The following is a 16,270-nucleotide window of genomic DNA, read 5'->3' as shown; positions in this document are numbered from 1 at the left end:
TCAGAAAACATTATTACCCTACTCATCTTAATTTCCTCATTTCGGATATTCTCTTCTGCATAAACAATGTACAGCATGACACTTCCCTTGTAACAATGCTACCTGCGGCAATTATACAATTATCGCCTATTACTGCCCCCTTAAGAATAATTACACCGGCACCTACCCAAACATTTTTCCCTATTATAATACCTTTAGTATTGTAATCATTATGTCTTAAACCACTTTCATTACTTACGACATGGTCATGATCAAAAACACATACGTTAGGTCCAAAAATAGTATTATCTCCAATTGTAATTGAATCACGGCAAGTAACTATGCAATTTGAGTTAAAAAATACATTTTCCCCGATTGTCAATACTCCATTACGACAGTTTAATTCTAGGTTTTTTCTCGAAACCAAATTCTTCCCTAAAACTACCTTACTATGTTCCCCAATAAGACTAATTTGTGTTGTTAATGAAACATGTGTCATCAAGATAGGAGCAACTAACTGATTTATGTATATAAGCCTAATAAAAATAAACTTAAATACTCGAAATAAAACCGCACAAATTTTACATAATATTTCCATTTAATGCCCCCAAACATGCTTTAGGCTTGAAGTAGGTTCGATTTCATCAACTTCGTTGTCTAACTATATATAATTTCAAGCAGTCTAGGGTACGTTTTTTTTCTATCGAATTTATCTTCAGCAAGCCGCCTTGAATTACACGCTAAATTCGTTCGAAACTTCTTATCGTTGTATAGTTTTTGTATGGCATTTGCAATATCTTCTGCATTATCTGGTAAGCAGTTAATCCCACAGTTATAATCTTCCAGTAATTTCCTATACTCAATACACTCTTGTGTTGATACCACCGGTAAGCTGGCAGCCGCATAGTCACCAACTTTGTTTATGATACTCTGAGAAGCACCCGAAATAATTGGGTTTACTGCTACATCAGATTTACTAATATACCCCACCATCTCACGGTAATGTAATCTGCCTATAAAATCGCAATTTACGTTCTTTCCTTGTGCATAACTCATAAAATTACTCATTAAAGGTCCATCACCTAACACCTTGAATATTATATTGTGAATACCCTTTTGAACTAGTATATTTAAGGCATCTATTACTATGAATAGGTTGTAACTATGCCCTAATGTACCAACGTAGGTTACCCAAAAGTCATTACTAGGTTTATTAATAGCACTCTTTGTTACAGCCTCGTCAAATTGCAAAAGATCCGTACCCAAATAAACTACTACACCATCATCCAATTCTTTATTATAACTTAAGCCAACGTCCAAATATGTTTTTGAAACCGCTGCGATTTTCGTTGAGTTCTTATATATATATTTTGCCATTAGGGTATATGGTAAGAATATAGCATTACTTATGAGTGGCATGTTTAATACCAATTTAAACGCTTCGGGCCATATATCCTGAATGTCGGCTATAAAGGGAATACCATTCTCTTTACAATATTGTGTAGCTACAAATGCCGCATCTAAAGATGGCACTGCACACAGTATTACATCAGGTTTTTCGCGAGATTTTAAGTATTCCTTTAGGTTTCTTCCAAAGACAAAGTGACTATATAGCCTTCTAATGCCAATATTTTTGCAATAAGATGGCTCATACAGCATTGTATAATGAAAACGACCAGCATACGCATCATCATCAACAGCACGCATTTTTTTTGTTTTGTGTGAAAAACTAGATGTGATAATCTCAACATTATCGCCGTGGTTTCTAATCATATCGGCCAGATAAATAAAACGATTATTTCCTTTTTCATCTGGAGTTTGACTAAAGTGATCTATAATAATAATATCTCTCATCTTGACCTCGATAAATTGAGCTGTTTTGCAATCACGATTTCATTGTACTTCATCATATATATGTTTTCTTCAAACACTCCTATACATGGAGTGTTTTTAATTCCGCGTATATTATTTAGTATTTGCTCAGGAATATTGACACCGCATTCGTATGCATGCGGATACCCCCCGCCAAATCGAGGGTTTACTTCTGATATGTAAAATTCATCATTAACCCTAAAAACGTCAATATCTAAAACTCCCCTAAAGCCGGTTCTTTTTACAAAATCTGTGATTAAAATAAATAATCTGTCCTCCTTTACCGAGACAGCCTTATCCGTCTCACCAGAACGCATCCTAATTTTTTCTTTTGTAAAAATCGAAATTAACTCAGCAGAGATCATATCTATATATACATCCACTCCATATTCAGTGCCATCCAAAAATTCTTGGATCATCAAATCATCATGTGCGTCAAACAAAATTTCTATCTCTTGTATTGAGTTTACTTTGTAAATGTTTTTACTTGCACTACCTTTTCTGGGCTTTACAAATGCCGGAAGCGTTATATTGCCAAGATTTACGTCATTATAGAATATTCTTTTATCAACGTAAGTTTTCGCCGTTTTATAACAATTTTGCTTAAGAAACTCATACATTTTAAATTTGTCAAAACACATTTCTATAAGCTCATATCTTGAGACTATTGGGATTGTTCCTAAATTTAGAAATTCGTCCTTATGTCTAGAAATCAAACTTAATTCCGGATCAATTAATGATAAAACGGCTTTAATATTGTTATCCTTGCATATTTTTAAAATTTCTTTTATATAGCTGGTATTGTCAATTCTTGAAACTATATAATACTTATCCGCATCATAAATAGCAGGAGCCAACTCACTACAGTCTGTTGCTATAACAAGTCCCTCTTCTTTTAATTGCCGCTTAAAATATTGAACAATTTTATTTCTACTACCTACACTTAGTATTAGAATGTTCATCTAAAAACCTCATTTCGTGCCTACATCGTTCCCTTGCAAAATTTCCTTCTACGACATTAGTAGCTATAGCAATATTTTTTTTATTGACAACATTAAAAATAGTTTTTATTATTATCCAAGCATCATTAAAAAAAGAAATATTATTTACGTATTCAACATCTTTAATTAATCTTGCATTCCAGTTTAAATAATTTCGTCCACTAATCTGGGCAAGACCCGTCAAACCAGGTCTTACTGTATGTCTGCACTTTTCTATTTCAGAATAAAAAGGTAAATATTCAATTAATAATGGTCTGGGGCCTACTAGGCTCATGTCTCCTTTTAATATGTTCCAGAGCTCTGGTAGTTCATCAAGGCTCGTACTACGTAGGAATCGGCCAAATCTCATAAGCCTTTTTTCATCCGGTAGCAACTCACCCTCTTCGTCACGTATATCTCCCATAGTTCGAAACTTATATATAGTAAAAATTCTTTCATGTAGTCCCGGTCGTTTTTGAGCAAATATTATTGGACTGTCAAGTATAACCCGGATAAGTATTGCTACTATTAGTAATATTGGTGACAACATAATTATAGATAGCAAAGATAGAATAATATCCAATAAACGTTTTACGTATCTTTGATACATCGACCTATTACCCCCACAACTCGCTCCAAATCCTTATCTGTCATTTTTGTGTCACTTGGCAGGCATATACCTCGATTAAAAATATCCTCTGAGACTGATGGTCGAATGAGAGGAGTTTCTGTAAAAAAACTACAGTCTTTAAACACCGGCTGAAGGTGCATGGGTTTCCATACTGCCCGCGCTTCTATACCCCCGTTTTCAAGTGCTTTTATGATGTCAAAAGGCTTTATTTTGCTTGTATTACTGAGTGTAATGACAGTTAGCCAGTAGTTGGGAGTTCCAAATTCATTAATCGGCATAATTTCAATCTGCGGTATATCTACAAACGCATTTTTGTAAAACTCATATATGTATTTTTTCTTGGCGATACGTTCCTCCAATGCCGTGAGCTGACCTCTTCCAATACCTGCAACAATATTACTCATTCGATAGTTATAGCCAATCTCACTATGTTGATAGAACGGTGCAATATCACGGCTTTGTGTCGCCCAAAAGCGAATTTTTTCTATTGCAAATTCGTCGGCCGAAACTGCGACACCGCCACCCGAGGTAGTAATAATCTTGTTGCCGTTAAATGAGAAAACACCTATATCACCTAGTGTACCAGTTTTTTTACCTTTATAGGTTGCGCCTAAACTTTCAGCAGCATCTTCTATAATTGGAGTTTTATATTTCTTAGCAATCTTAGCAATTTTATCAAAATCTGCCGATTGACCGTAGAGGTTTACAACTATAAGTGCTTTGGGGTTCGAGTATTTTTCATAGGCGCTCATAAGTGCATTTGGTGACATATTCCATGTTTCGTAGTCACTATCAATAAATACAGGCTTCGCTCCACAGTATAATATAGGATTGCAGGTACCAGCAAAGGTAAGGCTTGAGCAAAAAACAATATCCCCAATATCTACTCCAAACCATTTTAATGCAAGATGTATTGCTGAAGTACCAGACGATAGGGCAACAGCACACTTCGCACCTGTATAATTGCAGATTTCTGTTTCAAACCCATCCACGTTAGCTCCCAGCGGTGCAATCCAGTTGGTGTCAAATGCTTTTTGTATATACTTCATTTCCTCGCCACACATGTGCGGACTTGAAAGATAAATTCTCTCCCCCATTAGATATCAACTCCCTTGATTAGATCGAATAATCATCTCACCATATATCTTAGACTTTACTTTTGCCATATAACCTTATTGATAATTTTTGAGTAGCTCTGTATGATCTTTACAACCGTTGCCGACACATTAGCATCAATATAGTCCAATGGTAACACTGTCGGTTGACTACTTTCCTGCATCAATGTACTTAACTCAATGGCTTGCTCAATATCTTCACTACTAATTCCACCAATTACTACTGTCCCTTTATCCAGTACCTCTAGCCGCTCAGTAGACGTCCTCAGTAAGATTCCGGAAAATTCTAATATCGCGCTTTCCTCAGAGAGTGTACCACTATCAGAAAGGACACAAAAGGATTTTTTTTGCAGTTTATTATAATCCAAAAAGCCGAACGGCTGCAGGCTCTGAACCAAAGGATGAAAGGTAAAATTACGTTGTTCGATAAACTTCTTACTTCGGGGATGAGTTGAGTATATAACCGGCATGTTATAACGTTCAGCAATATTGTTAATTGCAGTCATTAATGATAAAAAATTTGTTTGATTATCTATGTTTTCTTCGCGATGGGCTGAGACTATAATGTATTTACCTGCTTCAAGCCCCAACCTATGTAGGACATCGCTGGCTTCAATCTTTGCCATCTGCTCCTGCAGTACTTCCTGCATTGGCGAACCAGTGACAAAAATATGCTCTTTTCTAAATCCCTCCGACAATAGATATCGCCGCGAATGTTCAGTGTAAGGCAGATTAATGTCTGAAATATGATCCACAATTTTTCGGTTGATTTCCTCGGGTACATTCTGATCAAAGCATCGATTGCCTGCTTCCATATGGAAAATCGGCACCTTAAGTCTTTTAGCCGAAATCGCGGATAAAGCAGAATTTGTATCACCCAAGATAAGTAGCGCGTCCGGCTTTTCCTTTTGTATAACTTCATAAGATTTGGCAATAATATTGCCTATAGTTTCTCCAAGGTTTTTGCCTACACTATCCAAATAATAATCAGGTGCACGCAGTCCTAAATCATCAAAAAACACTTGATTGAGTGTGTAATCCCAATTCTGGCCGGTATGCACTAATATATGATTATAATAGCGGTCACAAGCTTTAATGCAAGCTGATAGCCTAATTATTTCAGGACGTGTACCAATTATCGTCATTACTTTAAGTTGCATGTGATTACACCTCTAAGCAATATGTATCAGGCTTGCTTGGCTCAAATGCTTCGTTGGCCCACATCACTGTGACCATATTCGTGTCACCTGTATTAGTAATGTTATGGGCGTAGCCTGTTGGTATATCTACAACCTCTAATTTATCACCACTGACAGGATATTCAATGAGATCACCCGAGTTTATCATTCTAAGCTTAATAACCCCCTTACCACTAACTACTAAAAACTTCTCATTTTTTGTGTGGTGCCAGTGGTTGCCTTTAGTGATTCCCGGCTTGGAAATATTGATTGATACTTGCCCCCGGTCAATTGTTTTAATAAACTCAGTAAATGAACCCCGGTTATCTATGTTCATCTTTAGCGGATAGCTGAATTCGTGCTGAGGTAAGTAGCTTAAATATGTACTATAAAGCTTTTTGGCAAAGGCATCAGACATATCCGGAATGCTTCTTGTTGCTCTGCTTTCCTTGAAAGAATTTATTAAATTAACTATTTTCCCAAGTTTAACGGTGTGGACAGTTTCTACATAACAGTAACTGTCTTTTTTATTTGCTTTACCCTCAAGTGCGTTGATAAATTCATTTATAACATCATCTATATAGACTAAATTCATCTCCACATCAGGATCATTCACCTGTATTGGCAAACCATTAGCAATATTATTGCAGAAGGTCGTTACAGAGCTGTTGTAGTTAGGTCTGCACCACTTACCAAATACGTTGGGGAGACGATAAACGTATACATTTGCCCCCATTAATTTTTCATAAGCGAATATCAAGTCTTCTCCAGCCTTTTTACTTTTGCCGTATGCGTTGTCTTGACCGGCCTGAATCGATGATGTGACAAGAATTTTGGGGTTACTGTTATGTTTTTCTAAACTGCTCAGCAGTATTGATGTAAATCCGTAGTTGCCTTCCATAAACTCCTTGTATGTTGGTGGACGGTTAACACCGGCCAGATGATATACAAAGTCACACTCACGCGTATATTCATCAAGCAGATCTGAGCCAGAATCAACATCATACGCAAGTATCTCTGAATAGCCCCGGTTTTTAAGTTCAGTAATCATATTTTTACCGATAAATCCGTTAGCACCTGTGACCAATATTTTCATGCTCTCACCTTCAATAAATGTTTATATCTGCGCCCAACCCAAGAACTGGCCGCTACTTCTTCTCTTATATAGTCCAATGCTAACAGTTTTTCTTTTATCTGTTCTATAGTGAGCTGATACGTATTGTGAGAATTATATTCCTCTGTTGTGGTAAGGCTCACACTTCCGTCAATAAAGTATTTGTCATAGTTTAAATCTCTGGTATCTGCCTGGACTCGAAAAAAGTTACCCATATCAATGGCGTTGATATATTCTTCACGCGTAAGCAAAGTTTCATAAAGCTTTTCACCATGTCGTGTCCCAATTATCCGGATTTCGTTATCGGCATTGAAGATTTCCTTAATTGCCTGAGCGAGATTTCCAATCGTGCAGGCAGGTGCCTTTTGCACCATAATATCTCCGGCCTTGGCGTTCTCAAAGGCAAATACTACTAGTTCAACCGCCTCGTCAAGGTTCATTAAATATCTGGTCATATTAGGATCCGTTACTGTTAACGGCTGCCCATTCTTTATCTGATCCACGAACAAGGGGATAACTGAACCACGGGAAGCCATTACATTCCCGTAGCGAGTTCCACATATAAGCGTTTTATCAGGGGAAATTGATTTGGCTTTGGCGACAAACACTTTTTCCATCATAGCCTTAGAAATTCCCATGGCGTTAATAGGGTACGCCGCCTTATCTGTCGAGAGACAGATCACTTTTTTAACTTCTGTGGCAATAGCAGCGTTAAGCACATTCTCAGTACCCATAACATTAGTCTTCACTGCTTCTAAAGGAAAGAACTCACAAGATGGAACTTGTTTTAATGCAGCTGCATGAAATATGTAGTCCACACCGTGTATTGCATTTCTTACGCTGGTCTGATCCCTGACATCACCTATGTAAAATTTAATTTTCCTATTCATATAGATTTTTCGCATATCATCTTGCTTTTTCTCATCACGAGAGAATATGCGTATCTCACTGATGTCTGTGCTTAAAAAACGTTTCAGCACTGCATTGCCAAAGGAACCTGTACCCCCGGTGATCAACAACGTTTTTCCTTTAAACATCCACATTCACCTCTTTAAATCGTGAAATGATAGTCTGGTTGGAAATTACCAGTTTTCTCATATAAGCATCCCGCCCTCCGGTTTCATTATTGGATTTGGATTTTCAATTATTCTCAGACCGTTTGAATAGGTGTCAGTATGATTCTTCAGAAAAACCTCTATCTGCCTATCCAGTAACGCTTTGTTTTCCGGCCTTGCCAACCGAAAGACCTGCACTTGCCTAACTAAATTGGCGCACTGCTTAAAATGAGAAAACTTTCTACCTAAACAATTTATAAACTGGACTCGATAAGTATTACCCATGATTGCGGCCAGTTTGGCTGCCCCTCGTAGTGGGAATATAGAGATGTCATTACATGGCTGCACCACAATTTCGTAAATTACTGCAATGGGTAAGGGCTGCCTGCTAAAGCGCTCATACACTGGCACGGCACATTTATCTCTGCCTTCAACAACTCGACTAGAAGCAGTTGTATTAATACCAAGCATACATGCAGAATCCGGCCAAAGTTTTTGTCTGGGATATCCTGGCTGCACCTGAAACATTCCATCTTGATCACAAGTAAGCGCTGAAATGTCGTCTGCTAACCATAAATATCCACGTTTATGTAGGGCGGACGCCATTGTTGACTTGCCTGCGCCAGATATACCGGTAAATAGAACGCCGCAACTATTGATTTCTACTGTGCTGCCGTGGATGGGTAAAGTTCCGCGTTGCATAAGCAATACCCCCATAACTGTACCTAAGAGATATAAGTTCACCATTTTGGAATTAGCTAAGTCGCATTTCTTAACTATGATTTGTTCCCCTTTAGTAACATAGAATGTAGCAACTCCGTCTACCTGAAATAAAAATTCATCGCTGCCAGCCTGGTAGTAATACGTTTCTTCTATAGAATATTTAATCTTGTTAGGTACATCACCATATTTGATCCTAACATCGGCAGTCTCTCCTATTACTCTCGACAACTCTGGCAGCATAATTTGGGATTCAATTCTCAAGCCGAAAGCCAAATAACTATAACTAGGTATGCTGCTATTGTCACTATTTTGCTCTGTCATCATAAACCTCGCGATACAATTCTCATAACATTTCTATAAAACCAAGTAAATGGCGATAAAATATAATAGAAGAAATATAAACGCCCTGATAATGGAATCAATTCTAAATCTTCATTCGTCGGTAAGAAATACCTAGCAATACAAGATAATTGTCTCCGCCATCCATAATTTAAGCTAAATTCATATTTTTTTTGCCGATAAATTATACTTGCTTTTTCTTTAAGGGAGTTAGTAGTATTGAAATGATTATCTGTTATAGACCGCAGTGCCATAATTGCTAAATTTTGAGCTTTGGCATCTTCTTCTACCAAATCGGTAACAGCCTCAGGTAAAGGCGTTTCTAATAACCCTCGCAGCAAAAAGAGTGCTTGATTAAGGGCCTTCATCATACCCATATTATTAGCAAGTAGATATACCTTTTCCCAGGAAAATTCTCCTTTTTTGATCACAATGTCGATATCCAGCAACCACTTTATGCGAAACCACGCGTGGACAGCACCATGTATTACTAGATATAATAACAATTCTTCTTTGCCAAGCGTATTTATAGACTGACCAAACATCTTCATTGAAATTAGATTACTTTCAAGTATATTCAACGGCAAATCCATGCCCCGGCAATCTAATCGCCAGTGAATTTCTATACATACGTTAAGTTTAGGGTGCCAGTACTCAACATTCTTATTGACTTCCATCCATCTTTTTAACCGTACAGATGTTGTTTTAGCTAATGGATGGTTCCAGATATAGCCGTGCTTTTCAATTATTTTTCTGGCTTCGTCAATATCTTCTGGACGTACCAGAATATCTAAATCTCTTGATGTCCTTAGTGTTATATCCCCATATAGCTGCTGCGCAAGGGGAAATCCTTTAATGACAATCGCGCGAATCCCGTTTTGTTCCAATGCTCGCAGTATTCTCATGAATTCTGTTATCATCTGCAAAGTTTTTCGCGCATTATCCTGATTCAATTCTCGCAGAGCAGATACTACTTCATTAGGTACTGCAGGATGTGCTAACGTACGCAAGTAGCGATATAGCAAAGGATACACCCTATGGTGCGAAACCAACTGGGTAAAAACAGGCCAATTAATCCCACTGGCAATCAGCTTATCTATGGTGTCCTGGTCTGTATCCTTACTTTTTAGATTGGAACACAGTAATACCAATCTAAGCTCTGGCGATAGCTCGTTATGAATTTTACTCGAATTAGAGTGCAATAGCTTCTCCCCCTTTGTACCATACCGCCAACATCCGTTAAACCATTACCATTCGATTCAGTGCATTAATCCTGTTGCTGTCTGATAGCCTCCAGCATACCCACTGTTTTGAGTCTTATTTTCAGTTGTTTGATTATTGACTGGCTGAGGGTTGGGTGAACTTCCAACCAAATACGTTGGAACGATCTTCTTGATAATACTAACTACATCTTCATCATGAATTGCCTTTGTTAAAGCGGTGATCCTCAGATGGAACTGCTTCTCACCAACTGTTCTTATGTTCGCAACAAAGATTTTTTCATGTTTGGTTGCACCAGTGCCTTCTTCCGCAGTAAGCAACTCTTCAAACAGCTTTTCGCCAGGCCTTATTCCTGTATATTCAATTTTTATATCCTCATAGGGTATAAGCCCGGAAAGTTCTATTAGGTCGTGAGCTAAATCGACAATTTTAACAGGTTTACCCATATCTAGTACAAAAACCTCGCCGCCCTTGGCAATTGACCCAGCTTGTAGTATTAGCTGTACAGCTTCGGGAATGGTCATGAAATAGCGTTTCATATCAGGATGCGTAACCGTTATTGGCCCACCTGCAGCTATCTGCTTTTTAAATAAAGGTATTACACTACCCCGACTTCCTAAGACATTGCCAAATCGAACTGCCACAAACTTTGTATCGCTAGTTTTATTGATGCTTTGAATGACGAGCTCAGCCACCCTTTTAGTAGCTCCCATTACACTGGTCGGATTTACCGCCTTATCTGTTGAAACCATGACAAAGACTTCTGCTCTAAATCGATCTGCTGCTTCAGCGATTACTTTAGTGCCAAAAATATTATTACGCACGGCTTCTTTAGGCTGAAACTCCATCAGTGGTACGTGTTTGTGAGCAGCGGCGTGAAAAACTACTTGTGGTGTATTCGCGTTAAAAATCTCATCAATTCTTTCACCGTCACGTACGTCCGCAATAATTGGCCTTACATCTATATTTGGAAACTTTATTCGTAGTTCTCTGTTGATCTCGTAAATACTATTTTCGCCTTTTCCTAGCAGGCACAGTCTAGCTGGCGATAATTTTGCAATCTGGCGACATAACTCTGAACCAATAGACCCCCCCGCACCAGTTACAAGAACGCGTTTTCCGGAAATATAGCCGGCAATTTCATTCAAATTAAGTCGGACTGGCTGTCGCTTTAACAAGTCCTCTAAATCTATATCACGAAGTTGCTGAATGGTAACCTTGCCGTCTATCATCTCATATATACCAGGAAGCGTTTTAACTGTGCAATCAGTATGCTTGCATTCGTTCAAAATATCCCGCACAACACTGCCACCGGCGGAAGGCATCGCAATGATGATTTCGTCCACTTGATATTTCTTCACTATTTGTCGTATTGCTGACCGTCCGGCGAGAATTTTGACCCCATATATCATTTGATTGCGTTTATACGGATCATCGTCAATAAAGCCAACGATCTGTTTACTGTCGTAATAACGTTGCTTTATTTCCCTGGCAATCATTGCCCCTGCGTCGCCAGCACCGACGATTAGTAAATTAGAAGTGTCTATTTCACCCTTTTTGCGACGCCAATGAGATATAATACGCAGACATAATCGAGATAAGCCAACAAGAATAATGGTTGAGAACCAACTTATCAAATGAATGCTTCTGGGTATGTCCGGACCAACGAACGCTGTATACGTCGTAATGATGATCGAACTCACTGTCACTGCTGCACTTATTGCTACCAATTCATTAATACTGGCATAACGCCACAAACGGTGATATAAGCCAAACCCATAGAAGGCAATAATACGAATCACAATAAATATAGGTAAAACAGAAAACAGGATTTGCAAATAGGGTTCAATAACAGCCATGTCCTCAAAACGTATCACCAGCGCCAATAGCGGTGTAACGCTAACTATAACTATGTCAAGTAATAACAAAATTCCTAAAAATAACTTGCGTCGCATTTGAACATCTCCCACATGAATTAATTTGCAGTTTTAGCAAATTCCTCATAATAGTGATAATAAGCACGCTGTCCGGTATATGTTTCTGAGCGATTAATAATTAGGCCCAATATACTACCATTAGCCTCTTCCAGCTGTTCCTTAGCTCTTTGAGCCATCTCAGGCTTAACTCTGCCGATTCCCACTACTAATAAAACACCGTCAACTTTTGAACCAAGAATGCAGGCATCGGTAACTGGTAGTACCGGCGGGCTATCAACCAGTACATAATCGGCCTGACACTTAAGTGCGGCTATTACTTCCGTTAACTTACCAGAATCAAGAAGTTCGGCGGGATTACGTGGCGTTGGTCCGCTGGTAACCAAACGGAGGTTAGGAATATCTGTGTCCTGTACTATATCTGCAAGGGAGCATCCCTGATATAGAAAGCTTGTTAACCCCTTATTGCGCTTCCTAAAAAGTGTGTGCTGCGTAGGCTTACGCAAATCACAATCTAAAATAATTACTTTTTTGCCGGTCTGTGCTAAGGCAACAGCTGTATTCCTAATAATCAATGATTTTCCCTCTTCTGGTTCTGCGCTTGTAAATAGTATACTTTTCACGTTTCTATAGACCTTGGAATATAAAAGATTTGTCCTTATAGTTCGAAATACTTCCGATATTATAGTTGTTTGATTCACACCACTGACTGGATTTTCTTGACTCTTCTTCATGTGACCTCACATCCTAATTCACATTTTTTTCTTTATGATCTTCTCTGGTTAAATAGAGCGTGGATTCTATTCCAAAATGGCTCCTTTTTGCCAAATGTGATTTTATCCAAATCTGGTACAATTCCCATTACCGGTAAATTCAGAAGTTGTTTAGCCTCTTCGTCATTACGAATCGTCCAATTTTTGTACTCTACTATAAGTGACAGAACTATGCCGATAAATAATCCGAGTATTGCCCCAATTACTGCATTTAGTACTGTTCGGGGTTTAATTGGTGATTCGGGTACAACTGCAACATCAAGCACTTGGACGTCTGAAGGCCGCATTACTTCATTAATTCGGGCCTCTTCATACCGCTTATCGAGCATAATATATATTTCTTGAGCAACCAGGGCCTCCCGCATTAGACGGCTTATCCCCTGTTCTTTTGCAGGAAGCGCTGACATCTCTTTTTCACTAGAAGCTATTATATTTTCGATTGCCGCTTTTTGCGCCATTGTTGCGGCTACTTCCGCCTCGGCCGTAATTTTTCCCTGCAGCAGATTCTGGTGGATTGCATTGCCAGAGGCAGCATCGGCGTTAACAACTAGGGCCGCTTCGGCATTTAGTTTCGCTTTGACTTCATCAATTGCCGCTCTAAGAGAAATTACCTTAGGATTGCTGTCCGAATACTTAGGCAATGAACTTACCAATTCCACTTCTAAATCAGCCAATTTTGACTTGTACTGTTGGATAAGGAGGTTATCGGCAATAAAACCAGGCTTTTCCCCTGCCAACTGCTGTTCAATACTGCTCAGTTTTGCCTGAGCGGACATTAAATTCACAATATTTTCAGACTTGAGTTTATCAATACCTATCACTTTATCCAGCATTGCTTTGGACTGGACATCAGGGGCAATCATCTTTTGCGTACGTTTATATTCTTCCAGAGCCCCTTCGCATTTCTCCAATTCCAGTTTGGACTCTTTCAGTCGCTGACCAATAAACTCCCGTACGGCTCCTTGCTCCGCAGTCAATAAGGAAATAAGTGTTTCACTGAGTGTATTCGCAACAAACTGAGCTTCCTCCGGAGACCTTGCTTGAACCCGTAAGTACAATATATCTGCCGTTTTTGAAGGTTGAATGTTTATGCTTGCGACCAGTTGCTCATACCGCGGAAGATAGTCCGCGTCCGCATAAACCTTATTAATTACTTCCTGCACAACAGTGCGACTCTTGATCATTTCTGCATAATTGGCCAGGTTTTGTTTGGTATCAAGTGGTAACCCACCCGCCATATCTGACAGTAGTGAGGTCGCTAGTCCTCTAGGCACTTTAACCCTCAAACTGGTTACCGCTTCATAAGTAGGGGGAGTAATAAAGCTAACCAACAATACAGTAATCACTGTTATCAGGCTAATTAATAAGATCAGTCGATACCTTTTATTTGCAATCCTTACACAATCTTGCAGGTTAAATGTCCTCTGAATCATGCCAAATTCCTCCGTATGGTCTCCTCAAACATCTGTATTGAATACTAATCATCGTTCAACTCCGCAAACTGGTAGCCAATATTGATAAAGGGCAGTATATCTCTGCCAATGTCCACTCGCCCATTAGGTGCAAGATATACCGCATCACCATCGTTTAAAGCATAGTTCTGTGACATATCACCTTGTCTTAGCAATTTAACAAGGCTAATCTCCAAAGGTTTGTTCTTGCTTTCCTTGCGAATGATGTAAACCTTCTTTTTTAAAGCATCCTTGGTATAACCACCAGCTGCTCCGATCGCATCAAGCAATGAGTGCTGCTTTTCCAACTCATATATCCCTGGTCTTGCTACCTCACCCAATACATAAATGCGCGTGGTACGGAATTTTATTACATTAACTGTAACCTTCGGCTCCCTCGCATAGTGGCTGATTCCGGCAGTGATAATATTTGCCAACTGACTGGTGGAAATTCCACTGGCCCGTACCTCACCGACTAAGGGAAATGCAATTTTGCCGTCATTCTTAATAATCAGATCTTTGACTTGCAGCTCGTCAAAATCCAGTACGCTGATGGCCAATACATCTCCTGGCCCTAGGAGATAATCCTCGGCACAGACAATATTGGCTACACCCAACATCATGAGAAGAGCTAGGACAATACTCACTGTCTTTCTCATTACTTAACCTCCATAGCTTGGTCCCAAGTCTGACCTCTATATTTTCCGGAAATATGTATTTATACAGCCTTTATTATAGTTTTACAGTTTTTTCATGCAAGCAATTTGTCGTGAGTTGCATTTATACGGCCATAAGTTGATTTCATATACAATCCTGTTATATCTACTCAAAGGTTAATGGAAGCAATATATTCTTTTTACAGTCAGCCCTAGTGTGTAGTCCGGCAATAGTCCTAAGAATAGGACTATATTGTCTACTGACTGGAATTTCACCATTATAACCAGTGACCTTAGCAACCATAGTATTGTTTTCTCCTGGAACCATCTCTGATAAATAGTCGGGATTGATAGCAAAACTTCGGTGACAACGAATCAATCTGTTTTCCCCTATTTTATTCAAAAAGGCATTTAACGTATAATTGCTTTGATACGTTTTGTTCTCAGCCACAACCGTAACTTTGCGATTCCCTTTTTGTAAAAAGCAGCAAGCAATTTTTGCAATATCTACTAGGACAATTCTTTCACCTTCCCATAAGGATATCCGGTCAGACTTTTTTAGGGCTATTTGCTTTTGTATTACCTCTTCATTTACTTCATCAATTTTAAACGATTTTAAAGCAGATTGGTCATGTGCCATTACAAGGAGAATTTCAGTATCAGAAACACGATTTAATCTTACACCGGACTCTTTTAGCAATTCTTTTGCAGGAAATCGATCATCAAAAAACATGCCTGTTATCTTCATTTTTTTAATTTTTTCTACCGCATCAAACATGTTAAAAAAATTACCTGCTACTTTCACTCCAAAACCCAACTCACTTGCCAATTTTTCTAAAAAATAACGTTCATCATCAACCAATACGACTTTGACCATTTTTTTGGCCTCCTCATACAGCAGTTATTTTTTATATGTTCCAAGCCTTACCGCCGAAACTATCAGGACTAAAGGCCCACATCATGTGCTTGCCTCACAGAGGAATATAGTATATTTATTTTTGGTAATAACTGTAAATAAGTCACTAATGCCCATTCTAAATAGTAATACAATTATTTTCAACAACTTTATTACTCCCGTTTTCGACACTCCTTTAACTAATCTCACAACAATAATGTCAATTTATAATGTATAGGACATATAGCCTATACGACTAGGTACATCTTTAATAAAACCACAGGGTAATTGTCGGTTTTTTTGAATTTCAAGAATTAAGATGCAATTATCCGCACAATTGATCATTTTACAAAA

Annotated in this window: 15 protein-coding genes; all 15 read right to left on the bottom strand. The window is 38.6% G+C overall.

The genetic code is table 11. The features are described from left to right. Positions 1–22: 22 nt before the first annotated feature. Positions 23–577 carry an acyltransferase gene (locus AC1ECB_RS28210; protein ID WP_485666848.1) on the bottom strand — a complete coding sequence of 185 codons (555 nt, stop codon included), beginning with the start codon at positions 575–577 and terminating at the stop codon, positions 23–25. A gap of 59 nt (positions 578–636) precedes the next feature. Next, positions 637–1,833, bottom strand: coding sequence for a glycosyltransferase family 4 protein (locus AC1ECB_RS28205; protein WP_485666847.1), 1,197 nt, complete (start codon positions 1,831–1,833; stop codon positions 637–639). After that, on the bottom strand, positions 1,830–2,813 hold the full coding sequence (locus AC1ECB_RS28200) for an ATP-grasp domain-containing protein (protein ID WP_485666846.1): 984 nt from the start codon (positions 2,811–2,813) through the stop codon (positions 1,830–1,832). Before AC1ECB_RS28200 ends, AC1ECB_RS28205 begins: the two co-directional genes overlap by 4 nt. Further along, positions 2,785–3,441 (bottom strand): sugar transferase, encoded by a 657-nt coding sequence (locus tag AC1ECB_RS28195; RefSeq protein WP_485666845.1) that lies wholly within the window; start codon positions 3,439–3,441, stop codon positions 2,785–2,787. The genes AC1ECB_RS28200 and AC1ECB_RS28195 overlap by 29 nt, the downstream gene beginning before the upstream one ends. Then, the gene (locus AC1ECB_RS28190) at positions 3,423–4,511 is read right to left on the bottom strand and encodes a DegT/DnrJ/EryC1/StrS family aminotransferase (RefSeq protein WP_485666844.1); all 1,089 of its coding nucleotides are present in this window, start codon (positions 4,509–4,511) and stop codon (positions 3,423–3,425) included. The genes AC1ECB_RS28195 and AC1ECB_RS28190 overlap by 19 nt, the downstream gene beginning before the upstream one ends. A gap of 104 nt (positions 4,512–4,615) precedes the next feature. Further along, complete coding sequence (gene wecB, locus AC1ECB_RS28185) at positions 4,616–5,737, bottom strand: non-hydrolyzing UDP-N-acetylglucosamine 2-epimerase (RefSeq protein WP_485666843.1); 1,122 nt, start codon at positions 5,735–5,737, stop codon at positions 4,616–4,618. Between the two features lie 4 nt (positions 5,738–5,741). Further along, entirely contained in the window at positions 5,742–6,851 is a 1,110-nt protein-coding gene (locus AC1ECB_RS28180; protein ID WP_485666842.1) for a capsular polysaccharide biosynthesis protein CapF, read from the bottom strand. Beyond that, the gene (locus AC1ECB_RS28175; RefSeq protein WP_485666841.1) at positions 6,848–7,906 is read right to left on the bottom strand and encodes a polysaccharide biosynthesis protein; all 1,059 of its coding nucleotides are present in this window, start codon (positions 7,904–7,906) and stop codon (positions 6,848–6,850) included. Before AC1ECB_RS28175 ends, AC1ECB_RS28180 begins: the two co-directional genes overlap by 4 nt. A 57-nt stretch (positions 7,907–7,963) precedes the next feature. Next, entirely contained in the window at positions 7,964–8,971 is a 1,008-nt protein-coding gene (locus AC1ECB_RS28170; RefSeq protein ID WP_485666840.1) for a hypothetical protein, read from the bottom strand. Then, positions 8,968–10,188 carry a nucleotidyltransferase domain-containing protein gene (locus AC1ECB_RS28165; RefSeq protein ID WP_485666839.1) on the bottom strand — a complete coding sequence of 407 codons (1,221 nt, stop codon included), beginning with the start codon at positions 10,186–10,188 and terminating at the stop codon, positions 8,968–8,970. The genes AC1ECB_RS28170 and AC1ECB_RS28165 overlap by 4 nt, the downstream gene beginning before the upstream one ends. Positions 10,189–10,245: 57 nt before the next feature. Then, positions 10,246–12,162 carry a polysaccharide biosynthesis protein gene (locus AC1ECB_RS28160; protein WP_485666838.1) on the bottom strand — a complete coding sequence of 639 codons (1,917 nt, stop codon included), beginning with the start codon at positions 12,160–12,162 and terminating at the stop codon, positions 10,246–10,248. Positions 12,163–12,182: 20 nt separating this feature from the next. Then, positions 12,183–12,875 (bottom strand): CpsD/CapB family tyrosine-protein kinase, encoded by a 693-nt coding sequence (locus AC1ECB_RS28155; RefSeq protein ID WP_485666837.1) that lies wholly within the window; start codon positions 12,873–12,875, stop codon positions 12,183–12,185. Between the two features lie 32 nt (positions 12,876–12,907). Continuing rightward, complete coding sequence (locus tag AC1ECB_RS28150) at positions 12,908–14,347, bottom strand: GumC family protein (RefSeq protein ID WP_485666836.1); 1,440 nt, start codon at positions 14,345–14,347, stop codon at positions 12,908–12,910. Positions 14,348–14,391: 44 nt separating this feature from the next. Beyond that, on the bottom strand, positions 14,392–15,024 hold the full coding sequence (locus AC1ECB_RS28145) for a polysaccharide biosynthesis/export family protein (protein ID WP_485666835.1): 633 nt from the start codon (positions 15,022–15,024) through the stop codon (positions 14,392–14,394). Positions 15,025–15,187: 163 nt separating this feature from the next. Beyond that, complete coding sequence (locus AC1ECB_RS28140) at positions 15,188–15,898, bottom strand: LytR/AlgR family response regulator transcription factor (protein WP_485666834.1); 711 nt, start codon at positions 15,896–15,898, stop codon at positions 15,188–15,190. Positions 15,899–16,270: the final 372 nt, after the last annotated feature.

The sequence above is a fragment of the Sporomusa sp. 246TCP1 genome (assembly GCF_057319775.1).
Note: the sequence above shows the minus strand (reverse complement) of the source record. Positions and strands in the feature narration are given on the sequence as shown.